This window comes from Pseudogemmobacter blasticus (assembly GCF_003071405.1).
GTDB classification, from domain to species: domain Bacteria; phylum Pseudomonadota; class Alphaproteobacteria; order Rhodobacterales; family Rhodobacteraceae; genus Pseudogemmobacter; species Pseudogemmobacter blasticus.
Genome location: NZ_CP020470.1, coordinates 2,453,805 through 2,467,500 on the forward strand (window position 1 = coordinate 2,453,805; position 13,696 = coordinate 2,467,500).

Annotated in this window: 16 protein-coding genes (1 of these 16 running past the window's edge); 12 read left to right on the forward strand and 4 right to left on the reverse strand. The window is 67.8% G+C overall.

All coding sequences use genetic code 11. The features are described from left to right. Nucleotides 1-3: 3 nt before the first annotated feature. From phoU to B6K69_RS11980, 4 genes are all read left to right on the forward strand, one after another. Nucleotides 4-711 carry a phosphate signaling complex protein PhoU gene (phoU, locus tag B6K69_RS11965; protein ID WP_108643943.1) on the forward strand — a complete coding sequence of 236 codons (708 nt, stop codon included), beginning with the start codon at nucleotides 4-6 and terminating at the stop codon, nucleotides 709-711. Nucleotides 712-785: 74 nt separating this feature from the next. Next, entirely contained in the window at nucleotides 786-1,667 is an 882-nt protein-coding gene (locus B6K69_RS11970; protein WP_108643944.1) for an SPFH domain-containing protein, read from the forward strand. 1 nt (nucleotide 1,668) lies between these two features. Further along, complete coding sequence (locus B6K69_RS11975; RefSeq protein ID WP_107671466.1) at nucleotides 1,669-1,956, forward strand: NfeD family protein; 288 nt, start codon at nucleotides 1,669-1,671, stop codon at nucleotides 1,954-1,956. Continuing rightward, the gene (locus tag B6K69_RS11980; protein ID WP_108643945.1) at nucleotides 1,943-2,386 is read left to right on the forward strand and encodes an NUDIX domain-containing protein; all 444 of its coding nucleotides are present in this window, start codon (nucleotides 1,943-1,945) and stop codon (nucleotides 2,384-2,386) included. Before B6K69_RS11975 ends, B6K69_RS11980 begins: the two co-directional genes overlap by 14 nt. Here the strand turns inward: B6K69_RS11980 and pyrF are convergent. Further along, nucleotides 2,383-3,075, reverse strand: a complete 693-nt coding sequence (gene pyrF, locus B6K69_RS11985; protein ID WP_108643946.1) for an orotidine-5'-phosphate decarboxylase — start codon at nucleotides 3,073-3,075, stop codon at nucleotides 2,383-2,385. The two genes, B6K69_RS11980 and pyrF, sit on opposite strands and share 4 nt — an antisense overlap. An 81-nt stretch (nucleotides 3,076-3,156) precedes the next feature. On the opposite strand from pyrF, the gene B6K69_RS11990 reads away from it, so the two are divergent. Then, nucleotides 3,157-4,038 (forward strand): ROK family protein, encoded by an 882-nt coding sequence (locus B6K69_RS11990; protein WP_108644915.1) that lies wholly within the window; start codon nucleotides 3,157-3,159, stop codon nucleotides 4,036-4,038. Next, complete coding sequence (locus tag B6K69_RS11995) at nucleotides 4,026-4,736, forward strand: copper homeostasis protein CutC (RefSeq protein ID WP_108643947.1); 711 nt, start codon at nucleotides 4,026-4,028, stop codon at nucleotides 4,734-4,736. Before B6K69_RS11990 ends, B6K69_RS11995 begins: the two co-directional genes overlap by 13 nt. Before the next feature lie 9 nt (nucleotides 4,737-4,745). Here the strand turns inward: B6K69_RS11995 and B6K69_RS12000 are convergent, their stop codons facing one another. Beyond that, entirely contained in the window at nucleotides 4,746-5,207 is a 462-nt protein-coding gene (locus B6K69_RS12000) for a hypothetical protein (protein WP_108643948.1), read from the reverse strand. 283 nt (nucleotides 5,208-5,490) lie between these two features. Here B6K69_RS12000 and clpB point away from each other — a divergent pair, with 283 nt between their 5' ends. After that, on the forward strand, nucleotides 5,491-8,106 hold the full coding sequence (clpB, locus tag B6K69_RS12005; protein ID WP_107671461.1) for an ATP-dependent chaperone ClpB: 2,616 nt from the start codon (nucleotides 5,491-5,493) through the stop codon (nucleotides 8,104-8,106). A 31-nt stretch (nucleotides 8,107-8,137) separates the two neighbouring features. On the opposite strand, the gene B6K69_RS12010 is transcribed toward clpB, so the two are convergent. Next, nucleotides 8,138-8,794 carry a hypothetical protein gene (locus B6K69_RS12010; RefSeq protein WP_108643949.1) on the reverse strand — a complete coding sequence of 219 codons (657 nt, stop codon included), beginning with the start codon at nucleotides 8,792-8,794 and terminating at the stop codon, nucleotides 8,138-8,140. Between the two features lie 158 nt (nucleotides 8,795-8,952). Between B6K69_RS12010 and B6K69_RS12015 the strand changes: the two genes are divergently transcribed. From B6K69_RS12015 to B6K69_RS12025, 3 genes are read left to right on the forward strand one after another with little or no spacing between them, the layout of a single operon-like run. Next, a complete protein-coding gene (locus tag B6K69_RS12015; protein ID WP_164681951.1) occupies nucleotides 8,953-10,869 on the forward strand; it encodes an AI-2E family transporter in 1,917 nt (638 codons plus the stop codon). Further along, a complete protein-coding gene (locus B6K69_RS12020) occupies nucleotides 10,869-11,249 on the forward strand; it encodes a glycine zipper domain-containing protein (RefSeq protein WP_108643951.1) in 381 nt (126 codons plus the stop codon). The genes B6K69_RS12015 and B6K69_RS12020 overlap by 1 nt, the downstream gene beginning before the upstream one ends. 4 nt (nucleotides 11,250-11,253) lie before the next feature. Beyond that, nucleotides 11,254-11,664 carry a phage holin family protein gene (locus B6K69_RS12025; protein ID WP_108643952.1) on the forward strand — a complete coding sequence of 137 codons (411 nt, stop codon included), beginning with the start codon at nucleotides 11,254-11,256 and terminating at the stop codon, nucleotides 11,662-11,664. A 125-nt stretch (nucleotides 11,665-11,789) separates the two neighbouring features. Here the strand turns inward: B6K69_RS12025 and B6K69_RS12030 are convergent, their stop codons facing one another. Then, on the reverse strand, nucleotides 11,790-12,269 hold the full coding sequence (locus B6K69_RS12030; protein WP_108643953.1) for a fasciclin domain-containing protein: 480 nt from the start codon (nucleotides 12,267-12,269) through the stop codon (nucleotides 11,790-11,792). Between the two features lie 263 nt (nucleotides 12,270-12,532). Between B6K69_RS12030 and msrP the strand changes: the two genes are divergently transcribed. Both msrP and B6K69_RS12040 read left to right on the forward strand, forming a co-directional pair. Continuing rightward, on the forward strand, nucleotides 12,533-13,444 hold the full coding sequence (msrP, locus tag B6K69_RS12035) for a protein-methionine-sulfoxide reductase catalytic subunit MsrP (protein ID WP_108643954.1): 912 nt from the start codon (nucleotides 12,533-12,535) through the stop codon (nucleotides 13,442-13,444). Beyond that, nucleotides 13,444-13,696 carry the 5' portion of a protein-methionine-sulfoxide reductase heme-binding subunit MsrQ gene (locus tag B6K69_RS12040; RefSeq protein ID WP_108643955.1) on the forward strand. 365 nt of this gene lie beyond the right edge of the window, so 253 of the gene's 618 nt are visible here — the first part of the coding sequence; it begins with the start codon at nucleotides 13,444-13,446; its stop codon lies beyond the right edge, outside the window. The genes msrP and B6K69_RS12040 overlap by 1 nt, the downstream gene beginning before the upstream one ends.

The window sequence follows — 13,696 nt, forward strand, 5'->3', positions numbered from 1 at the left end:
CTGATGACACGCGACGGGCATATCATGGCGGCCTTCGACCGCGATCTGGAAGGGCTGCTGGCGCTGCTGGTGCGGATGGGCGGGCTGGTGGAAACCGCGCTGACCGATTCGGTTGCCGCGCTTGAGGCGCAGGATGCGCCGCGCGCCGAACAGGTGATCGCGGATGACCGCGCCATCGATTCGCTGGAAGAGCAGATCAACACGGAAGCCGCGCGGATCATCGCGCTGCGCACCCCGACGGCGGGGGATCTGCGCATGGTGCTGGCGGTGATGCGCACCGCCAATTCGCTGGAGCGGGTGGGCGACTATGCCAAGAACGTGGCCAAGCGCACCCGCGTTCTGGCCGGCACCCGGCGGATCGAGGGCACCGCCGGCACCATCCGCCGGATGACGGCCGTCGTGACGGCCATGATCTCGGATGCGCTGACCGCGCTGACCCGGCGCGATGCGGTGCTGGCGCGCAAGGTCCGGCAAAGCGACATCGACGTGGACCAGATCTACAACACGCTGTTCCGGGCGCTGGTGACGCATATGCTGGAAGACCCGGCCAATATCTCGGCGGCGATGCACCTGCATTTCATCGCCAAGAACATCGAGCGCGCGGGCGACCACGCGACCGGAATCGCCGAACAGGCGATCTATCTGGCAACCGGACAGATGCCATCGGATGACCGGCCCAAGGACAGCGGGCTGGACGACGACGGGGCGTGATTTCCTGCCCTTGCGAGGGGGGCCGCAAATCGCCACAGTGTCCATGAGACATGGACATTTGAAGGAGTGATTGCGTGAACCCTCAGGACTTTCTCGGCTGGAATGCGATCTTCTGGGCGATCGCGCTGTTCATCATCCTGTGCATCTTCCTTGGCGTGCGCATCGTGCCGCAAAGCGAAAAGCATGTGGTCGAACGCTTTGGCCGGCTGAAGGCGGTGCTGGGGCCGGGCATCAACTTCATCGTGCCCTTCCTGGACCGGGTGGCGCACAAGGTTTCGGTGCTGGAACGCCAGTTGCCGAACGCCAGCCAGGACGCGATCACCGCCGATAACGTGCTGGTCAAGGTGGAAACCAGCGTGTTCTACCGCGTGACCGAGCCGGAAAAGACCGTGTATCGCATCCGCGACATCGACGGCGCCATCGCCACCACGGTGGCCGGCATCGTCCGGTCTGAAATCGGCAAGCTGGAACTGGATCAGGTGCAGTCGAACCGGGCGCAGTTGATTGAACGGGTGCGCGAACAGGTGGCCGCCATGGTGGACGACTGGGGGGTCGAGGTGACGCGGGCCGAGATTCTGGACGTGAACCTGGACGAAGCCACCCGGTCTGCCATGTTGCAGCAGTTGAACGCCGAACGCGCCCGCCGCGCCCAGGTGACCGAGGCCGAGGGCAAGAAGCGCGCGGTTGAACTTCAGGCCGATGCCGAACTTTACGCCGCCGAACAGCAGGCCAAGGCCAAGCGGGTGACGGCGGATGCCGAAGCCTATGCCACCGGCGTGATTGCCGAGACGATCAAGGAAAGCGGGCTGGAAGCGGCGCAGTATCAGGTGGCGCTGAAGCAGGTTGAGGCCTTGCAGGCGGTGGCCACCGGGCAGGGCAAGCAGACCATCCTGATCCCGGCCTCGGCGCTGGAAGCCTTTGGCGATGCGTTCAAGATGCTGAAAGGAAAGCTCTGACATGCCCGACCAGATCTGGAGCGTGTGGTGGGCCTGGATCGTGCTGGGCTTTGGCCTGGGCGTGCTGGAGGTGCTGGCGCCGGGGTTCATCTTCCTGGGCTTCGCCGTTGGTGCGGTGCTGACCGGCGTGCTGGTGGGCATCGGGGTGCTGGGGCACAGCCTGCCCTTCCTGATGCTGGTCTTCGCGCTGTTGTCGCTGGCGGCCTGGCTGGTGACCCGCCGGCTGGCGGGCACCCGTCAGGGGCAGGTCAAGGTCTGGGACCGCGACATCAACGATGACCACCCCTGAGGGGGCGGTTGGGCGCTTCACCGGCGCCAAGGCCGCGCTGTTCTGCGGCCCGGCGGTGCTGGCGCTGCACCGCGATGACAGGCCCGGCCTGCCGTGGCGCGGGATGTGGGATCTGCCCGGCGGCGGGCGCGAGGGCGATGAGGGGCCGGAAGCCTGCCTGTTGCGCGAACTGGCCGAGGAATTCGGCCTGACGCTGCCCGCCACCCGGCTGGAACGGTGTTGGTTGTTGCCCGGCATGGCGGACCCGACGAAAACCGCGGTGTTCTTCGCCGGGCGCATCACGCCGGCCGAGGTGGGCGCGGTGCGTTTTGGCAGCGAAGGGCAGGGATGGGCGCTGATGCCGGTGGCCGAGTTCCTGACCCGGCCCGACGCGGTGCCCTTTCTGCAAGACAGGCTGCGCCTTGCGCTGGCCGCCGGCTTTGGCGGTTAGCGGCGCGGCAGGCTGGCGATGATCGACCGCGCCGCCGCCGCCGGATCGGCGGCCTGCCAGACCGGGCGGCCCACCACGATATGATCGGCGCCATCGCCAATGGCCTGCGCCGGGGTGGCGATGCGCTTCTGGTCGCCGGTTGCCGCGCCTTCGGGGCGCACGCCCGGGGTGACGATCAGCTTGCCCGCCGCTTCGGGCAGGGCGCGGATCATCGCCGCCTCTTGCGGGCTGGCGATCACGCCATCGGCGCCCGCCGCCAGCGCTCGCGCGGCGCGTTCCAGCGTGATGTCGTGAATATCGCCGGGGCGGATCAGGTTGGCATCCAGATCTGCCCGGTCCAGCGAGGTGAGGACGGTCACGGCCAGGATCTTCAGCCCCGCGCCGCGCCGGCCTTCGGCGGCGGCGCGCACCACCTGCGGGTCGCCGTGGACGGTCAGGAAATCCAGGTCATACTGCGCAAGGCCGCGCACCGCCGCTTCGATCGTGGCGCCGATGTCGAAGAGCTTGAGGTCAAGGAACACGCGCTTGCCGCGTTCGCCCTTCAGCTCATTCGCAAGGGCAAAGCCGCCGCCGGTCAGCATACCCAGCCCGATCTTGTAGAAATCGACCGCATCGCCCAGCTTGTCGGCCAGCGCCAGCCCCTGCACCACGTTCGGCACATCCAGTGCCACGATCAGCCGGTCATCCATCGGGGGCCCCTCTGTTGCGGTTCGGCGCGGTTTGACGGCGCGGGGATGGCCTGTCAAGACTGGCCGGAAACGGGGGCGCGCATGATCCTTTCCTTTGACATCGGCGGCAGCCGCATCCGGGCCGGGCTGTGGGACGGGCAGGCGATGGAGCGTCTGGGCGAGGCCGAGACGCCGGCCGGGGATCTGGATGCCTTTGTTCGCGTGATCGGCGGGTTCGTAGGCCCCCGCCGCCCGCGCGGGCTGGCGCTTTCGGTGCCCGGCGTGGTGGACCCCGAGACGGGGGCCGGCAAGGTGGCCAATATTCCCTGCATCGACGGGTTGCCGCTGGGCCCGGCGCTGACGGAACGGCTGGCGCTGCCGGTGCTGGTGCTGAACGATGCCGATTGCTTTGCGCTGGCCGAGGCGCGGCTGGGCGCGGCGCGCGGGCATCGCAATGTGTTCGGCATCATCCTGGGCACCGGCGTTGGCGGCGGGCTGGCGATTGACGGGCGGCTGGTCACGGGCGCGGGGGGCTATGCCGGGGAATGGGGGCATGGCCCGGTGATCCATGCGCCCCATGCGCTGCCGTGTGGCTGCGGTCAGGTGGGGTGCCTGGACACCATTGGCGGCGCGCGCGGGATGGAACGGTTGCACCACGCCCGCAGCGGAGGCGAGGCGCTGCACACGCGCGACATCGTGGCCCGCTGGCGCGCGGGCGAGCCGGGGGCGACGGCAACGCTGGAGCTGTGGCGCGATCTGGTGGCGGGGCCGCTGGCCATGGTGGTGAACACGGTCGGCGCGACGCTGGTGCCGGCGGGGGGCGGGTTGTCGAACGACCATGCACTGATCGGCTGGCTGGATCAGGCGGTGCGCGACCGCGTGTTGCGCCGCCCGCCGGGGCCGCTGGTGGTGCCCGCCACCTGCGGGCCGGATGCGGGGATTCTGGGGGCGGCGCAGGCGGGGGAGCTGGCATGGCCCGCGTGACGGTTGAAATCTGCGTCGATGGTTCCGAAGGGCTGGCCGCGGCGGTGGCGGGCGGGGCCGACCGGGTTGAACTGTGTTCCGCGCTGCCGCTGGGCGGGCTGACACCTTCGGCCGGGCTGATGTGCCTGGCGGGGCGGTCAGGGGTGCCGGCGATGGCGCTGATCCGGCCCCGGCCCGGCGATTTCGTCTTTACCCCGTCCGAGGCGGCGGTGATGGAGGCGGATATCACCGCCGCCCGCGCCGCCGGGATGGCCGGGGTGGTGCTGGGCGCGCAACTGCCCGACGGGCGGCTGGATCAGGCGCTGCTGGCCCGGCTGGTGAAGGCGGCCGAGGGGCTGGACCTGACGCTGCACCGCTGCTTCGATCTGGTACCCGACCGGGCCGAGGCGCTGGAAACCGCGGTGGAGCTGGGGTTCCGGCGCATCCTGACCTCGGGCGGGGCGGTGCGGGCCGATCAGGCGCTGCCCGAGATTGCTGCGCGGATCGCGCAGGCGGCGGGGCGCATTTCCATCATGCCGGGGTCTGGCATCGGGCCGGAGAATGCCGCCCGCTTCGTGGCGATTGGCGCGCAGGAACTGCATGGATCATGCAGCCTGCCGGGGCAAGGCGGCAACCCGCGCCTTGCCGCGCTTGGCTTTGCCGTGGGGCTGCGCATCGATGCTGACCGCGTGCGCGCCTTCTGCGCGGCGGTGCGCTGAGGCGGCGGCCTAGCGCGCCCGGCGGCCGCTTCTGGCGGGCGGTGCGTCATCGGGCGTTGTGTTGTCGAACCCGTCTTCCGGCGGATCGGGGGCAAAGGCGGGGGGCACCGCCAGGAACGGTGCCAGCCAGCGCGTATCGCCCCAGACCGAGATCAGGATTTCCGGCATTCCCGCGCCGGCCAGATGTTCGGGTGTGAGTTGCACGACGCGCAACCGCAGGGTGGCGCCGTCCAGCAGGGCGGGCGTCAGCACCTGGCCGGCCACGGGGCCGACATGGCCCAGATAGCCCTGCCGCCAGAGCGGGATCAGGCCCAGGAACCGTTTGCGTACCCGCGCGAAAATGCCGACATGCCCGTCCGGCAGAAGCTGCGCCTCGCAGGGATCGCCCATCGACAGGCCCGAACGGCCGATGTGCAGCGCGATACCTTCCACCGGCACGACGGGCAGGATCGGTTCCAGTACATCCCGCATGGCGTTTCTCCTGCACGTTGTTCGCGACCACCTGACCGCAGCCCCCCACCGGCGCAAGCCCGGTGCCGCGGTGCCCGGCGAAACCCGCCCAAACCGCGCCCCGGCATCGGCGGAAAAAGGTCGGCCGGGGGATGCCCGCGGAAAGCCGCCGGAAAATTTGCGCCGCCCGGCCCGTGCCGCTTGAAGGCGCCGGAAACCGCCCCCATCTGAGGGACAAGGCCAGTGGTGGGCGTGCCTTTTCAGGGCGTCTTCCCGGCGGTGCTTGATGAAAAGGAGAGAACGGATGAACCTTGAAAAGTTCACCGAAAGGTCGCGCGGTTTCCTTCAGGCTGCGCAAACCATCGCAATGCGGGAAAGCCACCAGCGTGTGCTGCCCGACCATCTGCTGAAGGCGCTTATGGATGATGATCAGGGGCTTGCCGCCAACCTGATCCGCAAGGCGGGCGGTTCGCCCGAACTGGTGATTGCCGCGGTCAATGCCTCGCTTGCCAAGCTGCCCAAGGTTTCGGGCGGTGACGGCCAGACCTATATCGACCCCAGCCTTGTCCGCGTGCTGGACGAGGCCGAGACGGTGGCGAAAAAGGCCGGCGACAGCTTTGTTCCGGTGGAACGGATGCTGACCGCGATGGCGCTGGTGAACACCCGCGCCAAGGATGCGCTGACGGCGGGGTCTGTCACCGCGCAGGGGCTGAACACCGCGATCAACGAGGTGCGCAAGGGCCGCACGGCGGATTCCGCTTCCAGCGAAGACACGATGGAAGCGCTGAAGAAATACGCCCGCGACCTGACCGAAGCGGCGCGCGAGGGCAAGATCGACCCGATCATCGGGCGCGATGATGAAATCCGCCGTGCCATGCAGGTGCTGTCGCGGCGCACCAAGAACAACCCGGTGCTGATCGGGGAACCCGGCGTGGGGAAAACCGCCATTGCCGAGGGCCTGGCGCTGCGCATCGTCAACGGCGACGTGCCCGAATCCTTGCGCAACAAGAAGCTGATGGCGCTGGACATGGGGTCGCTGATCGCGGGGGCGAAGTATCGCGGCGAGTTCGAGGAGCGGCTGAAAGCCATTCTCAAGGAGATCGAGGCCGCTTCGGGTGAGATCATCCTGTTCATCGACGAGATGCACACGCTTGTGGGCGCCGGGAAATCGGAAGGCGCGATGGATGCGGCCAACCTGATCAAGCCGGCGCTGGCGCGGGGGGAGCTGCATTGCATCGGCGCCACCACGCTGGATGAATACCGCAAGCATGTGGAAAAGGACGCGGCGCTGGCGCGGCGGTTCCAGCCGGTGTTCGTGTCGGAACCCACGGTGGAAGACACCATCAGCATCCTGCGCGGCATCAAGGAAAAGTATGAGCTGCACCACGGGGTGAAGATCGCCGACGCCGCGCTGGTGGCGGCGGCCACGCTGTCGCACCGCTATATCACCGACCGTTTCCTGCCCGACAAGGCCATCGACCTGGTGGACGAAGCGGCCAGCCGGCTGCGGATGGAGGTGGATTCCAAGCCCGAGGAGCTGGACGCGCTGGATCGTCAGATCCTGCAATTCCAGATCGAATCCGAGGCGCTGAAGAAGGAAGACGACATCGCCAGCAAGGACCGGCTGGAAAAGCTGGAACGCGAACTGGCCGACCTGCAACAGAAGTCGTCGGAAATGACGGCCAAGTGGCAGGCCGAGCGTGACAGTCTGGAAGCGGCGCGGTCGATCAAGGAACAGCTTGATACGGCGCGGGCCGAACTGGAGTCGGCCAAGCGCGAGGGCAACTTCGCCAAGGCGGGCGAATTGCAGTATGGCCGTATTCCGGCGCTGGAAAAGCAGTTGTCCGAAGCCGAGGCCCGCGAGGGCGAGGCGCTGGTGTCTGAATCCGTCCGCCCCGAGCAGATTGCCGAGGTGGTGGAGCGCTGGACCGGGATTCCCACCACCAAGATGCTGGAGGGGGAAAAGGAAAAGCTGCTGAAGATGGAAGAGGAACTGGGCAAGCGCGTCATCGGTCAGAAGGCCGCGGTCGAGGCCGTGTCCAAGGCGGTGCGCCGTGCGCGGGCCGGGCTGTCGGACGAGAACCGTCCGCTGGGCAGCTTCCTGTTCCTGGGGCCGACGGGCGTGGGCAAGACCGAGCTGACCAAGGCGCTGGCCGAATATCTGTTTGACGATGACAACGCGATGGTCCGCATCGACATGTCCGAGTTCATGGAGAAGCACTCGGTCAGCCGGCTGATCGGCGCGCCGCCCGGCTATGTGGGCTATGACGAAGGCGGTGTGCTGACCGAAGCCGTCCGTCGCCGCCCCTATCAGGTGGTGCTGTTCGACGAGGTGGAGAAGGCCCACCCCGATGTGTTCAACGTGCTGTTGCAGGTGCTGGACGACGGCCGTCTGACCGATGGTCAGGGCCGCACGGTGGACTTCAAGCAGACGCTGATCATCCTGACCTCGAACCTGGGTGCGCGGGCGCTGTCGGAACTGCCGGACGGCGCCGACGCCACCGCCGCCAAGGCCGATGTGATGGAGGCCGTGCGGGCCCATTTCCGCCCGGAATTCCTGAACCGTCTGGATGAGCAGATCATCTTCGACCGGCTGAACCGGGCCGACATGACCGGCATCGTGGACATCCAGCTTCACCGGTTGGAACAGCGGCTGGCGGCGCGGAAGATCACGCTGGAACTTGATGCGGCGGCGCGGCAGTGGCTGGCCGACGAAGGCTATGACCCGGTGTTCGGCGCGCGGCCGCTGAAGCGGGTGATCCAGCGCCAGTTGCAAGACCCGCTGGCCGAAATGCTGCTGGCCGGAGATGTGCTGGACGGAACCACGCTGCATGTCACCGCCGGGCCGGCAGGGCTGATCGTGGGCGACCGGGTGATCGCGTCAAACCGCGAACGGCCGCAGCCCGCCGTGGTGCACTGAAACCGGAAGGGGGCCGAAAGGCCCCCTTTTGCTATGTCGGCTCGGAGTCGCCGCTGCGGCCCCCGCCAAGACCAAGGCCCATTCCCATACCGCCGCCGCCACTTCCGCCCCCACCGGCACGGTCGCGGCCCGCTTCGGCCTTGCCGCCGCTGCGGCCGCCGCCGGATTGCGGCCGTGTGGGGCCTTGCAGCGGGATGGCCACCGTGTCGGGGATTGGGTCAAGATCCAGCGCCAGCCGGATATAGCTGCGCAGCGCGATCACCAGCTCTGCCGTCTGGATCGGACGCCCGGCCGCCATGTCGGCGGCGGCCTGCGCGGCCAGCCGGACCTGATCTTCCGTGCCTAGAAGAAGAATGTCGGACAGGGCCGCTTCAACCGCATCGCGGATGCGCCGGGGCCGGTCTGAGGGCGGGGTGCCGGCCGGGGTGTCGCCCTCGGCCTGCGCGGCCAGTTCGCGCAGATGCGCCGGGCTGACCGTCAGTTCCCCGGTGAAGGATCCGCCCAGCGTGCGATAGGAGGAAATCAGCGTTTTCAGCCGTTCGTTGATCTGCCGGTTCATCCGCTGCTGGCGCTGCTGGATGGTGAGCATCATCAGCACCCGGATGCCCACGGCAAACAGCGCGAACATCAGCATCCCGAGGACTGTCGTGGCGATGCCCTGCCAGGAACTGAAATCGAAGGACCGCATGTCTGGTCTGCCCCCGTTGTACCGGCCCGCAATGCCGGGACCGAAGGGCAAGCATGGCCCGGACGGCGGGGCGATGTCCACCGATGCCGCTGCGGCTTGCCAAAGCCGCCGCTGGCCCGCACAGTCGCCCGGCATATCGCGTGTCTGAAGGGGGCAAGATGTCGGACCCTGCCATCCCTGCCGCCGAGGTGGACGGCGCGCCGCGCCGGATCACGCTGCCGCGTCTGGCCACCATCGTGGCGGTCGCGGCGGTGCTGTATCTGGCGCAGGATATCTTCCTGCCGCTGGCCATTGCGGTGCTGATCACCTTCGCGCTGTCGCCGCTGGTGGCCGCGCTGCGGCGCCGGGGTGTGCCGCAGCTTGCGGCGGTGCTGGCCACCGTCTTTGTCGCCTTCGCGCTGATCGCGCTGTTGTCGCTGGTGATGATCGGGCAGCTTGGCGAGCTGGCGCGCAACCTGCCCACCTTTCAGGCCAATATCATTGCCAAGGTCGAGACGCTGAAAGAGGCGGGCGGCGGGGGCGGCCTTGCCGGGCGGCTGTCCGAGATGATTGCGGCGGTCAATGCCGAGATCGGGTCGGCGCTGCCCGGGGGCGGCGATGCGACGGGCCGGCCGATGCAGGTTGAGGTGGTTGAGCGCAGCAATGTCTTGCAGATGTTGCAGGATCTGGTGGTGCCGCTGGTCAGCCCCATCGCCACGACCGGGCTTGTCGTGGTGGTGGTGATCTTCATGTTGCTGGAGCGGGAACAGCTTCGCGAACGCTTCATCCGCATTGTCGGGGCGCATGACATTCACCGCACCACGCAGGTGCTGCAGGAAGCCGGGTCACGGGTGGCCACCTATCTGCTGGTGCAGCTTCTGGTGAATGCGATCTATGCCATTCCGATCGGCATCGGCCTTTGGCTGATCGGGATTCCCAATGCGGTGCTGTGGGGGCTGCTGACGCTGGTGCTGCGCTTTGTGCCCTATATCGGGTCGGTGCTCTCGGCGGCCTTTCCGCTGTTCCTGGCCTTTGCCGTATCGCCCGACTGGTCGGCCGTGTTGTGGACGGCGGCGCTGTTCGCCACGGTCGAGCTTGTCACCTCGAATGTGGTCGAGCCCTGGCTTTACGGATCGCGCACGGGCCTCAGCCCGCTGGCCATCATCCTGGCGGCGATTGTCTGGACGTTTCTCTGGGGACCGCTGGGGCTGGTGCTGTCCACGCCGCTGACGGTGTGCCTGGTGGTTCTGGGCCGCCACATCCCGCAGTTCGAACTGTTCGACATTCTGCTGGGCGATGAGCCGGTGCTTTACCCGCATGTGCGGCTGTATCAGCGCCTGCTGGTGGGCGATGCGGTCGAGACCACCTTTCAGGCCGGGGCCGACCTGGAGGACATGGCGCTGGCCGACTATTACCAGTCGGTCGCGATTCCGGCGCTGCTGCAGGCGCAGGACGACCGGGACCGGGGCGTTCTGACCGCAGAGCAGGAGGCCCGGCTTGCTGATGCGGCGCAGAGGCTTGTCGCCAATCTGGAAACCATGGCCGAGGAAGAACGGCTTGCCCCGCCCGAAGAGGGGGATGAACCGGCCCTGGGCGGCGGGTTCCGCGTGGCCTGTGTCGGCGGGCGCTGGCCCAGCGATGATGTCACGGCGGCGATGCTGGCGCAGGCGATGACGGTCGAGGGCGCCGAGGCGCAGGCCCATGGCTATGAGACGCTGACACCGGCGCGCATGGCCTCGCTTGACCTTGAACAGCAGGATTGTCTGGTCCTGTGTTTTCTTGATTCGACGCCGACCCGTGCCTCGCTGCTGCATATCCGGCGGCTCAAGCGGGCGGCGCCGCATCTGCGCGTGGGCGTGGTGATCTGGCAGATGCCGCCCGAGGTGCTGAGCCTGGCTGCAGGCCCGCGCCTGCCGCAGCCGGTGGGGCAGGAAAAGGCCAAGGAAGCCGAAGAGATTGGCGCCGATTTCGTCTGCACCACGATTGACGCGGCGCTTGAGGCTGCCTTTATCAAGGCAGAGCCGCGCAAGCTGGCCCAGTCTGCCCGTCCGCTGGCCCGCGCGGCCAGCCGCAGGCGGAAAAAGGCCGCTGACTGATGTCACGCCGTAAGGAGGCACATGCCATGGCACGAAATCCGAAAGCCGCGAAACCGACCGAGGCCGATCTGCAAAAGGCGCTGGATGCGCTGGACCCGGGTCTGGCCGAGGTGCTGCGCGGCCAGTTCGACGATCTTCGCGACGAGATCACCAGAATGTCCGAGACGCTGGCGGCCATGGGCCGTTCGGGCGCGGCCGCCGCCCGCGCCGGTGTGGCGGGCGCGCAGGATGCGGCCGAGGAAAAGCTGACCGAGGCGCGCGAACGGCTGGCCGGCGTGCAGGGCGAGGTCGAGGCGTTCACCCGCAACGAGCCGGTCAAGGCGCTGGGGATTGCGGCCGGGATCGGGCTGTTCCTTGGCCTTCTTCTGTCGCGGAGATAGGCGGATGAACGGCAGCCTTGCGCTGATGGCCGCGCTGGCGCGTCTGGCCCTGCGCGATACGCGGCGGCGCATCGGGCAAAGCATCGCGCTTCTGGTGCTGGCCACGCTGTTCTTCGGGCTGGCGCTGGCAAGCCTTGTGGTGGCGCTGGGCATCTGGCTGGCGCAGGTGACAACGCCGCTGGCTGCCGCGCTGATCATTGCCGCCGGGGCCATGGTGATGGGGCTGGTGTTCCTGGGTGTCTACAGCCTGACGGCGCGCCGGGCGAACCCCGCACTGGCCGAGATGCGGCGCGAGGCGGCCAAGCTGGCCGATTTCGCCCGGTCCGAGGTTGGCGCCACCTCGCCGCTGACCGCGCTTGCCACTGCCGGGGTGGCGGGTCTGGTGCTGGGGTTGCTGCTGTTCCGCCGGCGCTGACTGCCCTTTCGGGGGCAGCCAGACCGGGCAGGGATACTGCAATCAATCATTAACGGTCCTGAACCCCCCGCCCCGGTCGCAAGGGCCAAGGCCCCTGCGACCGTTTCAGGTGCCGTCGCGGTGGCTCAGCCCTCGGGCGGCAGGATCACCGCGTCGATCACATGGATCACGCCGTTCGACGCCGCCACATCCGGCCCCGAAATCATGGCCCCGTTCACCTTGGGCCCACCATCCAGCGTGATGGTGATTTCCTTGCCGTTCACGGTGGCGGCCTTCATCCCTTCGGTCAGGTCGGTGGACATCACCTTCCCCGGAACGACGTGATAGGTCAGGATCGACACCAGCTTGTCCTTGTTCTCGGGCTTGAGCAGGTCTTCCACCGTGCCGGCGGGCAGCGCGGCAAAGGCGGCGTCAGTCGGGGCGAACACGGTGAAGGGGCCTTCGCCCTTGAGCGTGTCAACCAGCCCCGCCGCCTGCACGGCGGCAACCAGCGTGGTGAAGCTGCCGGCCGCAACGGCGGTATCGACAATATCCTTGTCCTGGGCAGCGGCGGGAAGGGCAAAGGCGGTGGCGGCGGTCAGGGCCAGAAAGGTTCTGCGGATCATGGTCTCTCTCCTGTGGATCATGGTCTCTGCCGTCTTAGGCCCCCATTCTACCGCCACGCGGACCGCGCGGATCACGGTCACCCTCGCGTGACCGGGCCTTGCCGCAGGGCGCCGGCGCGCTAAGCCGCGGCCCGCCGCGATGGCCAGTCAATCTATGGTGAAACGGCTTGAGCGGGCGTGATGACGCAATCGCTGAATTCCTGCCGTAGTGTTTGCGGCAGAGCTTGATAATCTGTCCCTGTTTGAACGGAAGGCCTGTTGCGATGCGCTGGAAACCCGATCTTTCCTGGTCTGCCGTCACCCCGCGTGCGGACTGGCTGAACCGCCGCCAGATCATGGCCGGCCTGGCCACCCTGACCGCGACCCCGGCGCTGGCCCGGATTGAGGCGGCGAAAAGCCCGCTGTCCACCGACGAGGCGCCGAACAGCCTTGAGGACATCACCTCGCACAACAACTTCTATGAATTCGGTTTCGGCAAGTCCGATCCGGCCGCCTATGCGGGGTCGCTGACCACCGACCCCTGGTCGATCACCATCGACGGACTGGTGGACCGGCCCGGCAGCTATGACCTGGCCGATGTGATGAAGGACCAGCCGCTTGAGGAACGCATCTACCGCCTGCGCTGCGTGGAAGCCTGGAGCATGGTCGTTCCCTGGATCGGTTTCGAGCTTGCCGGACTGCTGAACCGGGTCGGCGTTCAGTCCGGCGCGAAATATGTGGCCTTCGAAACCCTGCTGCGCCCGGACGAGATGCCGGGCCAGCGCAGCGCCTCGATGCCCTGGCCCTATCGCGAAGGGCTGCGGCTGGATGAGGCCGTGCATCCGCTGACGATTCTGGCGACGGGTCTTTACGGCGACCCGATGCCGAAACAGAACGGCGCCCCGATCCGGCTGGTGGTGCCGTGGAAATACGGCTTCAAGTCGATCAAGAGCATTGTCCGCATCAGCCTGGTGGCCGAGATGCCCCGCACCACCTGGAATGAGCTGCAGCCGCAGGAATACGGCTTCTATGCCAATGTGAACCCCGAGGTGGACCATCCGCGCTGGAGCCAGGCCAGCGAACGCCGCATCGGCGCGGGTCTGTTCGGCGGGCGCGTGGATACGCTGATGTTCAACGGCTATGCCGAACAGGTTGCCGGGCTTTATGCCGGCATGGACCTGCGGACGAACTATTGATGCGGCCGGCGCTTGACTGGCTGAACGGCCTGCTGCGCCGGCTGCCGACCTGGCCGGTCTGGCTGCTGGGGGCGGTGCCGCTGGCGATTCTGGTGGCGCGCACCCTGACCGGCGATCTGGGCCCCGATCCGGTGAAGGCGCTGGAGCATGAGCTGGGCCTTTGGGGCCTGCGCTTCCTGATCGCCTCACTGGCGGTGACACCGCTGGTCTGGGCGGGGCTGCGGCTGCTGAAGTTCCGCCGCGCGCTGGGGG